This window comes from Acinetobacter sp. ABJ_C5_2 (assembly GCF_044538485.1).
In the GTDB taxonomy this organism is placed as follows: Bacteria; Pseudomonadota; Gammaproteobacteria; order Pseudomonadales; family Moraxellaceae; genus Acinetobacter; species Acinetobacter nosocomialis_A.
On the sequence record NZ_JBIUCS010000001.1, the window covers coordinates 495,296 to 515,863 of the forward strand.

Below are 20,568 nucleotides of genomic sequence, written 5' to 3' on the forward strand. Positions count from 1 at the left end.
TGAAAAGGATTGATCTAAATGAGATCAATCCTTTGTTTTTTAAAGATAATAACTCGTTTTAGTCATTAACTTTGAAATAGCGGTCATACTGATTTTTACTGCATAAGGTAATTCAACACCACCTGCTTCAAGCGCTGTATGGCGATGATGTAATTCATCTTCATTCATTTGCTCTAAAATTTTACGAGAACGTTCATCTTGAGCTGGTAATTGGTTTAAATGGTCTTGCAAATGCATGCTTACCTGACGCTCAGTTTCAGCAACAAAACCTAAGCTATATTTATCACCAGCAATACCAGCAAGAGCGCCCATACCATATGAAAGGCCGTACCAGATTGGGTTCAATAAACTTGTATGGCTATTCAACTCTTTTAAACGGTCTTCGCACCAAGCTAAATGATCTTGTTCTTCAATCGCTGCCTGTTGCATTTCACGGCGTACGTTCGGTAATTTCGCCGTTAATGCTTGTCCATGATAAAGCGCTTGAGCACATACTTCACCACTATGGTTAACACGCATGAGGCCTGCAACATGGCGAGCATCTTCTACACCAAGTTGTGTTTCAGCCGATTCGGCCGGATTTTGGCGCTGAGCTGCTGTTGCACCCGGAACAAGACTACGTAATGCTTGATCAAAGGAGTTAATAAGTTGATCAATTCCCGTGTAGTGGCGCATAAATTAGTCCTCCAAAGAAAGATGTGCTGTGGCAAGCATTGGTTTTAGTCGGGCAAGAAGCCAGATACTAAAGATTGCACTAAGTACAGCTGTAATAATAAATAGTATTTTAATATCAATTTTTAAAACACTTAATATTAAGATTGAGAAAATTGCAGAAGAAACCATGAATACAGCATTTAAAATGTTATTCGCTGCAACTACTCGGGCACGATGGGAGCGTGGCGAATAAGCCTGCATCATGGCATACAAAGGAACAATATAAAAACCACCACTAATACCCAATAAAGTCACAGCAATCATGACGTGGTAGTAAACCCAACCTTGAGTAAAAATATCTTTTAAAGTCAGTAATGCACCAGTTCTTTCGGGTACAAAAGCTAGACTGGCTGCAAGATAAAGCGCAAAAACAGTAAGGCCAATTGCACCGATTGGTACCATTTTAATATTAATTTCTGAACCACCAATTTTGCGGCAAAGTAATGAACCGACACCAATTCCGACTGAGAAGAACGTGAGTAGTAGGCTAACCACATTTTCTGATGCATGGAGGTTTTGCTGAGTCAGCTGCGGAATTTGCGTTAAATAAGTCGCCCCATAAAACCAATACCACGAGTTACCTAATAAAATTGTGAACACTAACGGTAAGCTTTTGGCATATGTAATGGTTTGGAAGCTTGTACGAATAAAGTTCCAATCAATATCTAAATCTGGCGCAGCAACTTTTTGAGGCAGAATAAAATGACTAAACACATAGCCTATACAAGCAATAGTGACTACAGTCAGACTAATCCACAGTAAATTACCTTCTGATGATGCAATTACGGCACCACCTAAGATCATTCCGAACAAGATTGCCATCGATGTACCTGATTGAAATAAGGCATTGCCCGACATGAGTTCATTCGGTTTTAAAATCTCAGGCAAAATTGCATATTTAATAGGTCCGAAAAATGTGGAATGAGTTCCCATTAAGAATAAAGCGAGAAGAAGCAACCATAAATGGCCCAATAAAAAACCAGCAGAGCCAATGAGCATAATGATGATTTCTAATATTTTTATACCACGCACAAGCTGTGCACGTTCATATTTGTCTGCAATTTGCCCAGCTGTTGCCGAGAAAAAGAAATATGGCAATATAAACAGTAATGCTGCTAAATTATTGAGTGTACTTACTGGGGCAGATTGTTGTTGAATCCAACCATACGTAATGACTAACAATAAAGCTTGCTTAAAAACATTGTCATTTAATGCGCCAAAAAACTGTGTAAAAAACATCGGTACAAACCGACGTGATGTCATCAGGGATTCATCTTGTTTCATCATGTGCAAGCTTCATTGAGTTTTATTAAAAAATGTGACGGAGTGTTAATTTGCATCGAAAACCATGTATGATATTTTTAACGCTTGATTAAATGAAAAATCAATGGTTTCGAGTGAGTTTTATCCTCATATTGGTGCGTTTATTAAAAAATAAGTTTAGAGTTTTCCATGCCTTCTAAAATTAAGTTTAAACAGTCAACTCTTTCTCACTCTATGCATTTAATCTTGAAAATGCAGAGTATACCTAAACTTATTTGTAGCAGCCTATTGTTAAGTTTATGTGTTAATCCTTGTTATGCTCAAAGTTCGGCTGATACTGTAACACCAGTCGCAAACCAGACGGTAGCTGATTCATCATTACAGCAAACAAATACAAATAACCCAAACGATGTTCCGATTACTGATATTGCTACGCTGGTAACTCAAGCACAGCAACAAGATAGCTTGGCTATATTGCAACAACAAGAACAATTTCCAAATCAGATTGAAGAATTTAAGCCAATTACGCTCGATAACCTTGAAGACTTACCGGTTATGCCTGTTGACCAGAACATGGCAAATGAAATTTATCGGGTAGCAGAAGAGGCAAAGACCGAAGCTCAGAACTTCCAAAATGGAACGCAAAAACGTCCAGAAATGGTGGTCAATGATGCATCTCAAGCAGAACTACATGAAATTACTCAAGCACCTGTAAATATTGACCAACTCATGAGTGAGATTCAATCGGATAGTAAGATTGTAGTCGAAGCCAATGAAACAGGGAAAACTTTACCCGAGCTTACAGCTGCGACTGAAGAACCACCCGAAGAAAAAGGTTTCTTTAAGCGAATAATAAATAAAATCCGTCCACCGCGTGTGATTCCGATGGAACAAATTCCTCGTATTACTGCTGAGGTCAGTGGAGCTCCAGATGATCTCGCTAAAAATATTAAAGGTAAATTATCTACATTTACCCAAGAATCATTTGAAGATTTTAATTCCGCGTTACCTCAGCTTAGAAGTTTAAGTAACCAAGCTGCCCAAGCTGTGGGTTATTATAATGCTGAGTTTCGTTTTGAAAAATTAAGTGCAAGCCGCGTTCGTGTTAACGTTACTCCAAATGAGCCTGTACGAATTAATGAACAAAACATTGAATTTAGTGGAGCTGGTGCAAAACAGCCACAGTTTCAGGTTATTCGTTTAGTGCCTGACCAAGATGTAGGTGATATTTTTAATCATGGTCTGTATGAAACAACCAAAAGCCGAATTGTCGATGCTGCATCGAATAACGGTTATTTTGATGCATACTGGCGTTTACACGACGTGAAAGTAAGCCAACCTGAAAACAAAGCAGATATTAATCTCAAGTATGAAACAGGTGAGCGCTATAAGCTTGGTAAGGTTGAGTTTCGTATGAGCGATCCTTCAAAACCATTGCCAATCAAGTTAAAAATTCTGGAAAGTATGGCACCTTGGCAAGAAGGTGATGACTACACATTTTGGCGTGTAAATGCTTTAGCCAATAACCTAACTAACTCGCGTTATTTTAACTACACGCTGGTCGATTCAATTAAACCTGATCCAATTGAAAAACCACTTGAATTACCGCCAGATTTGCAAGCATTGGTCGATCAGCAAAATGTCACTATTGATGAATCGAAATTACTTTCTCCGGAGCAACAACAGCTTGCTAAAGCACGACAGTTAGCTTCATCTAGTAAAGAAGTTACTCAAAATGTCGTGGACGAAAAACAATTTGCCGGAACTGAAAATGCACAATTAGCTGCGGCGCCCGCTGCTTTAAAAACTGCTGCAGTACAACATGCAGAGCAAGAATCAGAACAAGACCGTTTACAAGCCCAAGCACGTGAAGAAAAACGAATTCCTGTGATTGTGACTTTAAATGCTGACAAACTAAATAGTCTGGAAACGGGTGTTGGTTATGGTACTGACACGGGAGCTCGTTTACGTAGTCAATATCGCCGCTCGATTGTCAATGAATATGGTCATTCATTTGACGCCAACTTTGAACTTTCCCAAATTCGCCAGTCCATAGACGGCCGTTATAGTATTCCTTATAAACATCCATTAAATGATTATTTTAATATTGTGGGTGGTTATGAGCGCGAGACTCGAAATAATATTGGTCCCGATGTAGGTTTGCTAACTGAATCGGCTGTATTCGGTGGTGAGCGAGTTATTAAAAAGCCATTAGGCAACTGGCAACATACGATTGGGGTACGTTACCGTCTGGATCGTTTAACTCAAAAAGGGGATGTTGATATTTCTGAGTTACCAGATGCTTTTAAAGCTGCTGCATCAGAGCAAGAAGCCTTGTTATTCGGTTATGAAACATCTAAAACTTCAAGTAATACACGTTTAAACCCAACAAAAGCATTTAAACAAAGCTATAAGATAGAACTGGGAAGTAGTAGTTTACTTTCCGATGCTAATATGGCGATTGCAACAGCGGGTTGGAGATTTATTTATTCTTTAGGTGAAAACGATAACCATCAGTTTGTGGGGCGATCTGATCTTAGTTATATTTTTACCGATGAATTTGATAAAGTTCCCTATAATTTAAGATTCTTTACTGGTGGTGATCAGACAATTCGTGGTTTCGATTATAAAAGTCTTTCACCAGAAGAAAATGGATATAAGATTGGTGGACAAGCTTTAGCTATTGGCTCTTTGGAATATAACTATCAATTCAAAGAGGGATGGCGAGCAGCTGTTTTTTCTGATTTTGGTAACGCTTACGATAAGAATTTTAGTAATCCGAGTGCTTATAGTGTTGGTGTCGGTATTCGTTGGAAGTCACCAATTGGACCAATTCGTTTAGATGTGGCTTCAGGTATTTCTGATGATAATCATCCGATTCGTTTGCATTTCTTTATTGGTCCACAACTTTAAAAATAAAATTTTATTAGGTTTATTTTATGGCGGAAGTAGAACAGCAGCCCACTTCGGCACCTGACTCTCCTAAGAAGCGACGCATTTTGCGTAGCTTCTTGCTGACGATATTAATCATACTTTTATTACTTGTTGCTTCTATCATTATTATGATGTCGACTGACCGTGGAAGCCGTTTCTTATTAGACCGTGTTTTACAGGCGCAGCAAGTTATTAAATATGAATATGAAGGGGGTAATTTACTAAAAGGAATTATCCTTAAAAATATTATTGTTCAGTTAGCAGAAGTCGATGTTACTTTAGATAGAGCTGATGTTCGCTTAGGGTGGCGTTCTTTAATCTTAGAAAAAGAAGTGCATTTGAGTAATGCAGATGTACGTAACTTAATCATTATTAATAAAGCTCCGCCATCAGATAAACCATTTGGATTTAAACCCATTAAATTGCCATTTGTGCTGCGGGTAGATCAGGCAGATGTCGATCATTTAGAAATTAAAAATTCAGGTTCTGTTGTAAATTTCCATGATGTTCATCTAAATGATGCGTTGTGGTCAGAGACAAAGCTGAAGTTTGAAAATTCAAGTATGGATATGGGGTATCTTTCTGTTCATAACGCAACAGGAAATATGGACTTTAGAGGTAAATATCCACTTAATGCGACTGCAGATTTAAGAATTCCTTCTTTAAAAAGTTTAAACATTCAAAATATTAAAGTGGCAGCTCGAGGAAGTTTAGACACTTTACAAGCTGGTGTAGCAACGACAACACCAGATTTATTAACAGGTTGGGTCGTTTTACATCCTGTTCGTCATGAAGTACCTATGCAAGGTGCATTGTTATTCAAAAACTATCACTTGCCTTTACTGGTCGAACAAAAATTATTTGCTAAAAATGGTGTGATCAAGTTTCAGGGTGATGTGAAACAACTGAACTTAGCACTTGATACAGATTTAAAAGGTGAGAATTTACCTGAAGGCCAATACAACGCCTTAATGAATACCGATCTGGTTCACCAGTTGAATATTACTGACTTTAATGGTCAGGTCATGAAAGGTGCAATTAACCTTAAAGGGTTAGTGAACTGGAAAGATCATGTCACTTGGGATGTAAAAGGTCGTTTAGATCATATTAATCCTAAAGATAAAGCGATTCCTCAAGTCGTTCAGGATTTCTTGCCACCAAGTTTAGATGCAGCCGTTTCTTCAACGGGTTCTTTAGAAAAAGGCACTGAAGTATTAGCTAATGTAGACTTTGACCGATACGAGTCTTGGAAACTTAAATTAAACCAAGCTCCTGAAAAGAATAAAAAACCTCAGCCAATGTTTATGAATGTGGCTTGGTCAAAAATAGACCGTGCTATGCCATATATAGGTTGGTTAAGCAGTGATAGTGGTCAAGTTGATCTGACTTTGCGAGATGGTCAGCAAGATATTAAAGTCTCGACAAAAGTATATCAGCATGAACAGACTTTATTACCAGCAGGGCAATATCTGGCAACGTTGAATGTTAAAGATAATATTCTTAATGTTCCTAGTTTTAATTTTGTGGCTCAAAAAGGTAGCCTCTCAGGTCAGGCCAAAGTTTTCTTGCCTACTGAAAAACGTCAGCTGGCATGGAATGCCTTATTAAATGCAAAAGACTTTAATCCACAAAGTATTCATGCAGCTGCACCGGTTAACCTACTCAATGGGTCAATCAAAGCAAATGGCTTTGCGAAGCCAAATCAACAAATTATTCAACTTGAAAAAATTGATTTAAAAGGTCAATTGGCTCAAGCAAACCAAGAAAGTGTTGCGCTAGCTGGAAAAAGTACAGCAGCTTTATTATTTAATGATGTTAAAGCTGGTGGTGGTTTTAAAGGTTTTGCCGTTAATTATGATGGATCTTTAAAAGCACTTAATCAGGCTAATGGCTTATTAAAGTTCTCTATTGCAGGTACTCCAGAATTTATTCGAATTAACCAGTTACAACATGATGGTGTTGCTGGAAAAATCTATGCGACTGGATCATTAAATTTAAAAGATCGTATTGCTTGGGATATCAATAGTTCGCTTGTGCGTTTTAAACCTCAATATTTTGTTTCTAGTGTAAAAGGCGAAATTTCAGGAAATGTAAAAACGCAAGGTGTTTGGTCTGATAAGCTAAAGCGTATTGATATTCAACAATTGAATCTTGCAGGATTTTTGAATAACAAGCCAGTGAGAGGTAAAGGTAACTTATCTGTACTTATGGATTCGAACCAAAAGGGCTTTTTACCTCAACAATTTGAAGCGAATAATCTATTTTTAGTGTATGCACAGAACCAGTTGCAAGCGACTGGTAATGCGCAGAATTTAAAAATTAAGCTCAATGCACCTGCACTTTATGAGTTGTATCCTGGTTTAAGTGGCCGTGCGTATGGAGATTTGAGTGTCCAATCTCAACCTCGCCTAAAAGCTACAGCTAATATTGCAGTTGATAACTTTGCCTACACTAATTTAGTGAGTATTAAAAAACTGCGTGTACAAGGTGAACTTCCTACTTCTGAAACAACACCGACTCAACTCACCGCAAAACTAGATAATTTACGTAGTGGTAGCCGTCTAATCCAGTCTGCTGAGCTAAATTTGGCTGGAACACGAAAAGCGCACTTATTAAAAGTGCAGGCGAATAATAATGTTTCTAAGTTCTATGTGCAGTTAGCAGGCGGTTTTAACCAGAATAATGATTGGTTAGGTCAAATTCAAAAAGGTAGTTTTGATTCACGTCGAATTCGTTTAGCACAAAATCAAAACGCACCTGTTGTTTTCTCATCAGCACGTTCTGAGCTATATGTGGGACAACATTGTTGGCAAAGTAGAAACAGTCAATTATGTCTTGACCAACCTGTACGTGTAAGTAAAGCACAGGGCAATATTTCATTTGTTACCCAAAATCTGGATTTAGGCGATTTTGCTGCGTTCATGCCAGAAGGTTTGGCAATGACGGGTCAACTCAATGGCTATGCAAAAGCTTCTTGGGTAAATGGTGGACATCCTAAACTTGATGCACGTTTAGTGACACGAAAAGGTGAGCTAGGTCTAGCAGCAGAAGACCCTCAAGACCCACCAACCACGTTGACTTATGATGAACTGAGCGTAATTGCGAAGAGTATTTCAGAAGGTTTATTATTCCGTGTCGATGTAAAAACACCTGATATTGGTACTGGCTATGCAAATGTCATTATTAATCCATACCAACCTTCTATGCCAATGCATGGTGAGGTGGCCTTTAACGATGTACAGTTAAAAGTTTTAAAACCATTCATTCAAGATGTGCGTTCAATGAGTGGTACCTTAGCCTTAGCAGGTAAAGTGAATGGTACTTTAACCCAACCGCAGTTTACGGGTGAAATGCGTTTGAAAAACGGGGCAATCAGTATGATTTCCCTGCCAGTGAACTTAACCAACGTACAAGTGTACTCGTCTATTCGTCAGGATATGGCAACAATTGATGGTGCATTTAACAGTGGACAAGGGGTAGGTTTACTTAAAGGTAGTTTCGACTGGAAAGATTCACCACGTCTACAGTTGAACTTAAAAGGTGATAACCTACTGGTACGCCAAGCACCTTTAATTACCGCAATTGCAAATCCGAATTTGTCACTCGATATGTATCCTTTCGATAAACGTCTAAGTTTGAAAGGGTCTGTAGATGTTCCTCGTGCACGTATTTCAATGCCTGAAACAACGGCACCTGTCATTAATACATCTTCAGATGTTCGTATTGTTCGTCAAGGTCAAGATCCACTTGCAATTTTACGTGCAGCAAAACCGTGGGATATTCGTGCCGATATTTCGGTAAATATTGGTAATCAGGTTATCTTCCAAGGCTTTAACAGTAATATTCCTTTAGTAGGTCGTTTGAACTTAACTCAGCGTGGTTATGAAACTGCAATGCGCGCAATGGGTGCTATTGGTGTGAGCCAAAAAGTGAAAATTGAAGCCTATGGTCAAAGCTTGGATTTAAACCGTGCAATTGCTCGTTTCAATGGTCCGTTGGCAAACCCGACTTTAGATATTGATGCGAATAAGAATGTTCAGGGCAGTATGGTGGGTGTTCGTGTCACAGGTACTGCATCATCACCAAACATTCAAGTTTATAACGATGCAGGCTTATCTGAACAAGAAGCATTAAATGCATTGGTAACAGGTCGTATTAATGAAGGCTCTAGCGGTTTAAGTAATTCAGAAGGTTTTAAATCTGATGTAAACAATACAATCGCTGCGGCCGGTATTAGTATGGGCTTGGGCGGTACTCGTGCTTTAACGAATCAAATTGGTCGTACTTTTGGTTTAAGTGGACTTGCATTAGATGCTCAAGGTACAGGGGATGATACTCAGGTAAGTTTAACTGGATATATTACCCCTGACTTATTTATTCGTTATGGTGTTGGTGTATTTACGCCAGTTAACAAGCTTACCTTGCGTTATCAAATGAACCGCCGTTTATATTTAGAAGCAAGTCAGTCTTTAGAAAGAGCAATCGACTTATTCTACAATTGGCGCTTCTAAATGTATGAATTAAGAGCTCACTTTCAGTGGGCTCTTATTTTATTACATCCTTATAATGTTTTTTTAAAGTTGGATATTAATCAAATAGATCATCAATTTTTTGACAGGAGTCACGCTTTAAATAGGTTTTTTATTAAAGAAAATTCACTTGAAAACTGCAGTTTTATAAATTAATTTTCAGAATCATTAAATGAAATTAGATAGATAATGCCTTGTTGATCATTGCAAATAAGGTGAGTTTTCCAAGGAAATGCCAGTGAAAAAAGATACTTGTGTTGAAATTAAAGAGAATAGGGATAACGAGCCAAATGTTAAATATCGTGGGCTAATTCAAAAATTAACAACAACCTTATCAGTGACGTTTTTATCACTTGGTTGGGGTAACGCTGTGAATGCTGCAGATCAACAAATCGCTTTAGTTGGAACTTGGACATCAATTCCTAATGCACCACTTGTGCAAAAACCAAAACAGGCCAGTGAAGGTTTGTACCAGCTTCAAGTGCATAGCGATGGGACTTTGACTCCTGTTAAAGTATTAAAAATGAAAAGTCCTTCATGGATTGTGAAATCGAAAGATGGCCGTTTTGCATATACAACAAATGAAGAAAACTCAGGGGAAGTCACTGCTTTATCAGTTCAAAACGGAAAGGTAGAGGTACTGAACACAGTGGATAGCCATGGAGGACATCCAACACACGCCTCAATCAGTTTAGATGGTAAATTCCTGTTTGTATCGAACTATTCTGCATTCGATAAAGGTCGTGGTGGTGTAGCTGTTTTGCCAATTTTGCCAAATGGACATTTAGGTGAAATGGTACAAAATATTGTTTTCTCAGAAGGTTCTGGCCATGTCAAAGGTCGTCAGGAAAGTGGTCATGCACATTCGACAACTTTCAGCCCAGATGGTAAGTATTTATATGCGAGCGATCTAGGAAATGACAAAGTCTATGCCTTTCGTTATAACCCAAGTAAAACGCAACCACTTGAAGCGGATAGTAGCCGAGATGTGACGTTTATTCATGGGTCTGGTCCACGTCATATGGTCTTTTCACCAAATGGCAAGCATGCATACATTACCGCAGAAATGCGAAGTGAAATTGTGGCGTTTAATGTACAAGATGGACATTTGAAAAAAATTGCTGAGCTAAAGCTGGTACATGAAGATAAAACCCCCGAATTTAAAAGTGCGAGTGGAATTATCCTTAGTCCAGATGGCAAATATGTAATTGCTGCCAATCGTGGTGCAGACAACAAACTTTTGGTATTTAAAATTCAACAAAATGGCTTGCTAGATCAACCAGTCGTTTATAACGCTAATGGTATTGAACCACGAGCTTTCTCATTCGATGCGACTGGTAAATATCTGTATGTGACGAATGTATACAGTAATAATATTAGTTTGTTCCGCTTTGATGCAAAAAGCGGTAGCTTAAAACCTGCTGGCGATGCTGCAAAAATATCTACGCCTACTGATATTAAATTTTTTAATTAATCTGAATTGATAAATCAGTATTTCTAACACTTCCTATAAAAGACCGAGAATTTCTATCTCGGTTTTTTATGGCAGTTTTTGCAAAGTTTGTCAGATTCAGTATGATGTGGGCAGCTTAGTCTGTGTAGAGTAATGATGAAAAAAGTTTTATTTGTTTTGATGGGTATGTTGTTAGTCGGCTGTACAGAGAAAAAACCTTTAACACCTGAAGAACAATGGCATGGCTTTTGTACAAGTGTTGGAAATGCAGCTAGAAGTATTGTGTTTGATCGTCAGCAAGCAATTGAAAAGACTCAAGCGGTTGAACATGCAAATAAAATTGAAGATGAGATCACCAAAAAATTCATCTTGAATATTATTGAAAAAGTTTATGCTATTCCACAAGATGAACTAAAAACTAACCCAGAAGCCCTACAAGAAAAAATTAGAAAACAAATGGCAGATGAGTGCTTAGTTACACCACACGACAAAATGCCAAACTACAAAAAGTTCTAAGTGTACAAGACATCGTCAACACTCCACTAAGGTGGAGTGTTCTTTCAAATCAAAATATCGCATGATAAGTCAGTCATTAAGATCATTATTTACACAGGGGTATTTAGTTACAAAATAATGGGCATCACGGAGAAACACCCCGCGCGCATTAACTTTTAGCTTGAACTCTAGTAAAATTTTGTAGTCCATATTACTTGTGAAGCTTTGTGAAAGCTGGAATTTACAAGTAATTTTTTAAAAAAAGAGGAATGAACACCGTGCTAGAAGCTTACCGCCAACACGTTGCTGAACGTGCCGCACTCGGAGTCCCACCGAAGCCACTTGATGATGCTCAAACTGCTCAACTTGTTGAGTTATTAAAAAACCCACCGGCAGGTGAAGAAGCATTCTTGGTTGATTTGCTTGAAAACCGTGTTCCTGCAGGTGTTGACCAAGCAGCTTACGTAAAAGCAGCTTTCTTGGCAGCGATTGCAAAAGGCGAAGCGACATCTCCGCTAGTTTCTAAAGAACGTGCAGTTTATTTACTAGGTACTATGCTTGGTGGCTATAACGTAGCACCTTTAGTTGAGCTTCTAGATGATGCTGAATTAGCGAGCTTAGCTGCTGAAGCATTGAAAAAAACTTTACTTGTATTTGATGCGTTCCATGACGTAGCTGATAAAGCTAAAGCTGGCAATGTTAATGCAAAAGCTGTTTTACAGTCTTGGGCTGATGCTGAATGGTTCACTAGCCGTAAAGACGTACCAGAAGAAATCAAAATCACTGTGTTCAAAGTAACAGGTGAAACAAACACTGATGACTTGTCTCCAGCTCAAGATGCGTGGAGCCGTCCAGACATCCCATTACACGCAAACGCAATGTTGAAAAACGAGCGTGACGGTATCAACCCTGAAAAACCAGGTGAAGTTGGTCCATTAAACCAAATTAAAGAACTTATTGCTAAAGGCAACCAAGTTGCTTATGTAGGTGACGTTGTTGGTACAGGTTCATCTCGTAAATCTGCAACAAACTCTGTGCTTTGGTTCTTTGGTGATGAAATTGCTCACATTCCAAACAAAAAAGACGGTGGTGTGTGCTTAGGCGGTAAAATTGCTCCGATCTTCTTTAACACAATGGAAGATGCTGGTGCATTACCAGTAGAGATCGATGTTTCTAACATGAACATGGGTGACGAAGTTACTCTTAAAATCGATCATGCTGCTGCAAAAGTTACTGCGTTCAAAAATGGCGAACAAATCGCTGAGTCTGAACTTAAAACTCCAGTACTTTTAGACGAAGTACGTGCTGGTGGTCGTATTAACTTGATCATTGGTCGTGGCTTAACTGCTAAAGCACGTGAAGCTTTAGGTTTAGCTCCATCTACATTATTCCGTACTCCAGTACAACCAGCTGACACTGGCAAAGGTTTCACTTTAGCTCAGAAGATGGTTGGTCGTGCATGTGGTCTTGCAGAAGGTCAAGGTATCCGTCCAGGTACTTACTGTGAACCTAAGATGACTACAGTTGGTTCTCAAGATACAACTGGTCCTATGACTCGTGACGAGTTAAAAGACTTAGCTTGCTTGGGCTTCTCTGCTGATTTAGTAATGCAATCTTTCTGTCACACTGCTGCTTATCCAAAGCCAGTTGACGTACAAATGCAACATACACTTCCAGACTTCATCATGAATCGTGGTGGTGTATCTTTACGTCCAGGTGACGGTATTATCCACTCTTGGTTAAACCGTATGCTTCTTCCAGATACAGTAGGTACTGGTGGTGACTCGCATACTCGTTTCCCAATTGGTATTTCGTTCCCAGCAGGTTCTGGCCTTGTAGCTTTCGCTGCTGCAACTGGTGTAATGCCACTGGATATGCCTGAATCAGTTCTTGTTAAGTTCAAAGGTAAAATGCAGCCTGGTATCACTTTACGTGACCTAGTACATGCGATTCCTTACTATGCAATCAAAGAAGGCGATCTTACTGTTGAGAAAAAAGGTAAGAAAAACATCTTCTCTGGTCGTATCTTAGAAATCGACTTAACAGAAATGGAAACTGACTTAACAGTTGAGCAAGCATTCGAACTTTCTGATGCTTCTGCTGAACGTTCAGCTGCTGGTTGTGCAATCACACTTTCTGAAGAGAAAGTTGCTGAGTACTTACGTTCTAACATCACAATGCTTAAGTGGATGATTTCACAAGGCTATGGTGATGCTCGTACGATGGCTCGCCGTGTTGAAAACATGGAAAAATGGTTAGCAAACCCAAGCTTACTTAAAGCTGATGCTGATGCTGAATACACTAAAGTGTATGAAATTGATTTGTCAGACATCAAAGAACCTATCCTTTGCTGCCCGAACGATCCAGATGATGCAAAACTTCTTTCTGACGTTCAAGGCGACAAAATTGATGAAGTATTCATCGGTTCTTGTATGACTAACATTGGTCACTTCCGTGCTGCTGGTCAGTTACTTGAGAAAGTACCAAGCGGTTCATTAACAACTCGTTTATGGTTGGCTCCACCAACACGTATGGACGAACATCAGTTAATGGAAGAAGGCTTCTATAACACTTATGGCCGTGCTGGTGCACGTACAGAAATGCCTGGTTGTTCATTATGTATGGGTAACCAAGCACGTGTTGCGCCGAACACAACTGTTGTATCGACTTCTACACGTAACTTCCCTAACCGTTTAGGTCAAGGTTCTAACGTTTACTTAGCGTCTGCTGAGCTTGCATCTGTTGCTGCTGTACTTGGTAAATTACCAACTCCAGAAGAATACCAACAATATGCAGCTCAAATTGACAGTATGTCTGCTGACATCTACAAATATTTGAATTTCGACCAAATGGGCGAATATACAAATGCTGCTGATAAAGTAGATACTAAGAAAATTGCTGCTGCTCAATTGACTTAATTGACTAATTAGCCTTAAGAAAATCCCACATAATGTGGGATTTTCTTTCTTTTATAGAATATTCTTGATAATAAAACTGTAATTTAGAAATTAGATTTATGAAACTAAAGAATTTATCTCTTATATTATTAATATTTTTTTCTACACAAACTTTTGCACAAGTAGCATATACAAAGTTAGCTCACATAAAGTTAGTAGATCAAAGTACTTATCCTAAAAAAAATGAAACTTTGTCTGATGTTGAAGACTTGATTAAAGAAAAAAAATTCCAAGAGATTTCAAAGAAAGCACAACAGCTTTTAAATAGTGAGGAATATAATTATGACGGTAAATTTAAACATACTAGCTATTTGGATTCTTTTCTTGGTATTGTAAATAAATATAAAGTAACTTCACCAAACTATTTTAAAGATAATATCGTAGTTGCTCGACAATGGATTCAAGCTGAACCGGAATCTCCATTGGGTTATATTTATTATGCACTTTGGATTAGAAAACAGGCCTGGAGTGTTAGAGGGGGTAATTATACTTCACAAATCGCAGAAAAGAAGTTGCAATATTTTTCTGAACAATCTGTTCAAAATTTGAATTTTTTATTGGAAAATTATGAGGTTGCTTCTAAAGATCCATTTTATTACTATGTTGTTCTAATAATTTTACGTGATTTAGGACTTGAAGAAGATTATTTAAAGGCATACCAAGATGGTATTACTAAATATCCTAAACATAGATTAATTTATAATACTTTTATGGAAAGCTTTGAACCAAAATGGTTCGGAGAGAATTATGATGCAATAAAGATGATTGTTGATGATATTCAAAGGTTGAACCCTAAGGAAAAGAACTTTTATTATTATCATATTATGTATACGGCAAATCGTAATAATTATGATTTAAGAGAACTTAAAGTTGATTGGAATAGAGTCGAACAAGGTGCGGTTGATTCTTTAAGTAAACTTGCTTCATTAAGTAAAATTAATGATATTAAAGAGTTATATTGTTCATACCCTGGAAATAAAAAAAGGTTAGAAAAATTATTTAATGCTTTTAAAGACGGTCAATTAGACCCGAACTATGTACAAATCAATATCGATACCTGCCAAGAATAAATGAAAAGCCCCATCACAAGGGGCTTTTTTAAAACTAAAATAATTCTACCAATACCCCAACACTTTCCACCAAAGTCCGCCAATCACCACAAAGATGATGATATTAACAACGCTCATGACAAAGCCAGCTTTCCACCATTCACCAAGTGTGGTGTAACCCGAACCGAACACTACAGGGGAAGTGCCAGTGGCATAATGGGTTAATGTCATCATAATACTTGAGGCTGCAGCCATCATTAAAGCAAATAACATTGGCGGTGCGCCGAGTGCAAGTCCTGCTGTATAAAAGGCTGCAAACATTGCGGTAATATGCGCCGTGGTGCTAGCAAACATATAATGTGCGTACAAATAGGCGAGCATTAATAATAGACAAGCAGGCATCCAGCTTAGACCTAAATGACCAATACTAGTTTCTAAAACACTCGAGAACCACGTGATTAAACCGAGCTTATTTAAATAAGTCGCCATCATGACTAAAGCAGCGAACCAAGTAATCGTATCCCAAGCATTTTTCTGCGCAAGAATATCATCCCAAGTTAAAACACCTGTAAGCAGCAATAATCCTAAACCAATAAAAGCAGTTGTTGTTGGATCAACAGCCCAAGCGGAGCCAAAAATCATGGCGGGAACACCTGCCCATAGCATCAATAAAATTCCGAATACACCAAGCATGATGATTTCATTTTTACTGACAGGACCCATTTCTTCTAATTTAGTTTTAGCAAACTGAGCTGCGTTAGGCGTTTCTTTGACTTCTGGTGGATACATCAAATACATAATCAAAGGCATAATAATTAAAGCAATCAAACCAGGCAATAACATGGCCAATGCCCAAGTGCTCCAACTTAATGAAATTTCACTATTGGTTGCCTTTGCTACTAAATCAACTACTAATGGGTTAGGGGCAGTTGCCGTAATGAACATTGCAGAGGTAATAGGGTTAGCTTGGTAGTTAACCAATGATAGATATTTTCCCATCCGACTTTCTGTACCTTTAGCAGGATCAGAATCATAACTAGTAGAAATTGCCAGTACAATCGGATGAATAATTCCGCCACCACGAGCCGTATTACTTGGTGTTACAGGGGCGAGAATGAGTTCTGAAAGTACCATGCTATAGCCAATCCCGATGGTTTTTTTGCCCCAAACTGCGATAAATAAATAGCCTAAACGTGCACCCAATCCAGTTTTTTGCAAACCTTTAGAGATCATGATGGAGATACCAATCAGCCAGATTAGTGGGTTAGCAAAGCTACTAAGGGCATCTTGAATTGCACCGCTTGGGCTGGTGTTAGTCACACCAGTAATAGCGACCAAAGTTATTGCGATAATCGCAATAGCACCAATTGGCATAGCTTTACCAATGATTGCAGCAATTACACCGACAAACATCGCTAACAAATACCATGCATCAGGATCAACACCAGTGGGCACAGGAACTACGAACCAGATTAACAATGTAATAAATAAAGATATAAGTGTAGGGAGGGCTTTAAATCCCATGTAATTTCCCCTTGTTTTCATATGATTAAAAAATAAAGTTCTTTATGGGTAAATCGCTAAAGACATAAGTATTAAAGTTCTATTATCGATTAAATGATTTAAAAATTCAAAACACAAGAGATAAGTACTAGTATTTCTTTCAATGAAATAGATCATTCTTCTAAGTTAAGTTTTTCTTAATTTAAACATTAATCGTTAAGTTTATCTGAAATTTAGTTCTAGAATTGATAATCAAATTATGAGTTTTCTGTACAAATATTACTCTAATAAATGGTACTTACTATGGTTAATTTTAGAAAAAGCTATAAGGATAACTAATTAAATATATATTCTAATAGTAATTTTTAGAAAATGTTAAAGGTCAAAAAAGAAATTATGTATCTGGATTAAGATATGAATAGCGTGAAAATTATTAAATAAATTAACTTGTATATAATAATGGATAAAAATTAGTCTTTCTAAATTGTTATTTTTGCATGAGGTGCGAATCAAGTCATGGTTTTCTTTTAAAATGCAAAATATATCATTTTTAAATTCGATGTATAAAAATTAAATATAATAGTAGAAATTAACGGGTTTTTTGCTTTAAAATGTTTCCATGAACTTAAAAATAATTAAAAAGAACATGGGTATTTTATATATGGAACTTAAAAATGCTAAAGACAATTGTTGAATTTAAATTTGATGATTATCATCTATATGATCAAAATTTATCAGCAGAAGACGGAAATACGTTAGTACAGAAAACTGAAGATATTGCACAGTATATTTATAGTATATTGAAAAATAGATATCACTTAAGTATTGAATTAACTGCTGAACGTTGGGGCTGGGAAATAGAAGTACCATTACCTGAGATCACCATGTATATCGGTATTAGTGTGTATGAAGAATACAGTAATGGCTTTGCGATATTCATTTCACCAAATACACCAATTTTGAGAAGATTTCTTTTTAGAAAGTTAGATATTACTCACCATATTATGCTGCTTCAAAATTATATTAATGTCATTTTGAAGTCACATGCGGGTATTTATGATGTGCAATGGTGGGAAGAAAATGAGTTTAGATATGTCGCTGCTCATTAAAATATAATTAGAAAATATGAAATATTATTTATGATTGTTTAGTTAATACAATTAATAAAATATTCTATTGGTCACTGTAGTGGTGAATTTACGTATGTGAGCTTAATATATGTTCAATATAATGTGGCTCAGAACCGTATGCGAATTTTAGCTTGGAAGACATTACGTAAGTTCTTCTATAACAACCTTCATGACCATGATTACGAAACAACAGTGAGTAGGTGTATTAACTACTTCTTGGTTTTCTTAATTATTGGGAATGTCATTGCGGTATTGCTAGAAACTGTAAACGATCTGTATTACAGCTATCGTATATGGTTTGACTACTTTGAAAATATTTCAATCACGATTTTTAGTGTTGAATACTTCTTACGCCTCTGGAGTGTAGTAGAGCGTGATCCTACACAAGCTGCATGGAAGCAGCGTTTAGCGTGGATGAAAAGCGGAGAGGCGCTGATTGACCTCATGGCAATTTTGCCTGCATATCTAAATTTCTTTGTACGAATAGACCTTCGTATGCTCAGAATTTTACGATTACTTCGACTATTAAAATTAACTCGCTATTTTATCTCTTTGCAAATATTGCTATGTGTCATTAAAAGAGAAAAAGGTTCGTTTCAGGCAGTGATTTTTATTTTAATCATTATGATTATTATGACTGCCTCTGGTATTTATGTGGTTGAGAATAAAGCGCAACCGGAAGCTTTTAGCTCTATTCCTAAAGCAATGTGGTGGGCGGTCGTTACCTTAACCACAGTCGGATATGGTGATGTCACACCTGTGACCAGCTTAGGAAAACTACTAGGGGCTTTAATTACAATTTTAGGGGTAGGGATTGCTGCTTTGCCAGCTGGTATTCTAGCTTCTGGTTTAGCCAATGAACTTAACCAGCGTAATCAGCGCCTTGAACAAGAGTTCCGTGAGTTACTTCAAGTGCGTGGTATTGATATCTTGCATGATGAAGTTGAAATAGAACGTATTCGGCAAAAAGTAGGGCTACCAAAAGAACAAGCGCATAATTTGATTATCCAAATTATGCGAGAAAAGGTATTAGAAGAAAAAGAATCTGCGAGAGAGAAGAAATGCTATTGTCCGCACTGTGGCGAAAAATTAACAGACTAGTATTTCAGCAAAAAAGCCTGACGAGAATCAGGCTTTTTGAGTTGCTTTTTCTACAGCAAATGCAATGAGTAAGATAATAAGACCACCAAGGCTCAGTACGAAACCTACCCAAATCGGTGCAATCCAACCCATTTGATGACTCAGTACCCAACCACCTAAAAATGCTCCTAATGCATTTGCCATATTAAAGGCAGAGTGATTAAGTGAAGCTGCTAGCGTTTGCGCGTCGCCTGCAACGTCCATCAGGCGTGTCTGTAAAGCCCCACCTAAACCCATTACAGTTAGTCCGATTAAGAATAAAGAAGCAATCGCAGTATAGATATTACTCATTAGGAAACTTGCAACAACAAAGGCAATTGCTGAGCTAATGAGTACGCCGACAATGGTTTTATTGAGATTTTTATCTGCTAGCCAACCCGCGGCTAAACCTCCAATCACCATTCCGATTCCCCATAACGCTAGCGCAATAGGAACAATTTGGATATTAACTTTTGTGTATTCTGTGAGAATGGGTGAGACATAGCTATATACCGAGAACATACCTCCAAAGCCAATTGCACCAACTGCAAGAGTTAACCACATATTTATATTTTTAAGCCCAGCTAATTCTGTTTTTATGCTAGCAGTAGCTTGAACTGGGATATTGGGTACAAAGCAAGCTACGGCAATTAAAGTAAAAAATGCAATCGTTGCTGAAAATTCAAAACCTGCTCTCCAACCAAAATGTTGACCTAACCATGTGGCTAAAGGTACGCCAATAACAGTAGCAACGGTTAAGCCCATCATCATTTGTGCAACCGCTGAAGCTCTGCGTGATGGGCCTGCAAGTTCGGCAGCTACGAGGGCACCGACCCCAAAATATGCGCCATGAGGTAAACCTGCAATAAAACGAGAAACTAAAACGGTCTCTGGTGTGTGCGCTAAAGCGGTACAAGCATTAGCAATACCATAAAACAGCATTAAACCGAGTAATAACGTTTTTCTAGGAACTTTGGCACCTAAAATAGCAATAATAGGGGCACCAATAACCACACCTAATGCATAAGCACTAATAAAATGCCCAGCTTCAGGTACTGTAATGTTTAAGTTATGAGCAATTTCTTGAATAAGTCCCATTGCGACAAATTCTGTAGTTCCGATACAAAAACCGCCTACTGCGAGTGAAAAAATTGCTAAAAAGAGTGAATAATGCCGATGTGTGGATGAAGAAGATTGGGGTGACGCCATAATAAATTAAAAAAGAGACTCAAAAATGAAAGTATAAGGGAAAAGAGATCAAAATAATAAAAAACTAAAATATTGAGAGTATGTTTGCACATCTTAAGCAAAAGCATTTTATCTTTATTTTGAATAATTTATCGAAATTTCTTAATAAATTATATATGATGATTGAGTAATACTTTAAGTATTACAACAAGTTGTATAAATATTTAAAAAATA

General features: G+C 37.6%; 12 protein-coding genes. 8 read left to right on the top strand and 4 right to left on the bottom strand.

All coding sequences use genetic code 11. The annotated features are described in order from the left end of the window. Positions 1 to 39: 39 nt before the first annotated feature. Entirely contained in the window at positions 40 to 675 is a 636-nt protein-coding gene (coq7, locus tag ACH8JV_RS02350) for a 2-polyprenyl-3-methyl-6-methoxy-1,4-benzoquinone monooxygenase (RefSeq protein ID WP_396519517.1), read from the bottom strand. Between the two features lie 3 nt (positions 676 to 678). After that, positions 679 to 2,001, bottom strand: a complete 1,323-nt coding sequence (locus ACH8JV_RS02355) for an MFS transporter (protein WP_396519519.1) — start codon at positions 1,999 to 2,001, stop codon at positions 679 to 681. A gap of 165 nt (positions 2,002 to 2,166) precedes the next feature. Between ACH8JV_RS02355 and ACH8JV_RS02360 the strand changes: the two genes are divergently transcribed. The 6 genes from ACH8JV_RS02360 to ACH8JV_RS02385 all read left to right on the top strand — a co-directional run bounded on the left by ACH8JV_RS02360 (position 2,167) and on the right by ACH8JV_RS02385 (position 15,415). Next, entirely contained in the window at positions 2,167 to 4,890 is a 2,724-nt protein-coding gene (locus tag ACH8JV_RS02360; RefSeq protein ID WP_396519521.1) for an autotransporter assembly complex family protein, read from the top strand. A 26-nt stretch (positions 4,891 to 4,916) separates the two neighbouring features. Then, a complete protein-coding gene (locus ACH8JV_RS02365) occupies positions 4,917 to 9,422 on the top strand; it encodes a translocation/assembly module TamB domain-containing protein (protein WP_396519523.1) in 4,506 nt (1,501 codons plus the stop codon). 256 nt (positions 9,423 to 9,678) lie between these two features. After that, positions 9,679 to 10,914: a lactonase family protein gene (locus ACH8JV_RS02370; RefSeq protein ID WP_396519525.1), complete on the top strand. Its 1,236-nt coding sequence runs from the start codon at positions 9,679 to 9,681 to the stop codon at positions 10,912 to 10,914. 132 nt (positions 10,915 to 11,046) lie between these two features. Then, on the top strand, positions 11,047 to 11,409 hold the full coding sequence (locus ACH8JV_RS02375) for a hypothetical protein (RefSeq protein ID WP_263614020.1): 363 nt from the start codon (positions 11,047 to 11,049) through the stop codon (positions 11,407 to 11,409). A gap of 257 nt (positions 11,410 to 11,666) precedes the next feature. Then, a complete protein-coding gene (locus ACH8JV_RS02380; protein ID WP_263614019.1) occupies positions 11,667 to 14,306 on the top strand; it encodes a bifunctional aconitate hydratase 2/2-methylisocitrate dehydratase in 2,640 nt (879 codons plus the stop codon). Positions 14,307 to 14,404: 98 nt separating this feature from the next. Continuing rightward, positions 14,405 to 15,415, top strand: a complete 1,011-nt coding sequence (locus ACH8JV_RS02385) for a hypothetical protein (protein ID WP_396519527.1) — start codon at positions 14,405 to 14,407, stop codon at positions 15,413 to 15,415. Between the two features lie 45 nt (positions 15,416 to 15,460). Here the strand turns inward: ACH8JV_RS02385 and ACH8JV_RS02390 are convergent, their stop codons facing one another. Continuing rightward, on the bottom strand, positions 15,461 to 16,918 hold the full coding sequence (locus tag ACH8JV_RS02390; RefSeq protein WP_396519529.1) for a DASS family sodium-coupled anion symporter: 1,458 nt from the start codon (positions 16,916 to 16,918) through the stop codon (positions 15,461 to 15,463). A 653-nt stretch (positions 16,919 to 17,571) separates the two neighbouring features. Here ACH8JV_RS02390 and ACH8JV_RS02395 point away from each other — a divergent pair. Together ACH8JV_RS02395 and ACH8JV_RS02400 are read left to right on the top strand one after the other, a co-directional pair. Then, the gene (locus ACH8JV_RS02395) at positions 17,572 to 18,006 is read left to right on the top strand and encodes a hypothetical protein (RefSeq protein ID WP_000920876.1); all 435 of its coding nucleotides are present in this window, start codon (positions 17,572 to 17,574) and stop codon (positions 18,004 to 18,006) included. Between the two features lie 138 nt (positions 18,007 to 18,144). Further along, entirely contained in the window at positions 18,145 to 19,128 is a 984-nt protein-coding gene (locus ACH8JV_RS02400; protein WP_396519592.1) for an ion transporter, read from the top strand. Positions 19,129 to 19,155: 27 nt separating this feature from the next. Here ACH8JV_RS02400 and ACH8JV_RS02405 read toward each other — a convergent pair whose 3' ends face one another. Further along, positions 19,156 to 20,355 carry an MFS transporter gene (locus tag ACH8JV_RS02405; protein ID WP_396478770.1) on the bottom strand — a complete coding sequence of 400 codons (1,200 nt, stop codon included), beginning with the start codon at positions 20,353 to 20,355 and terminating at the stop codon, positions 19,156 to 19,158. Positions 20,356 to 20,568: the final 213 nt, after the last annotated feature.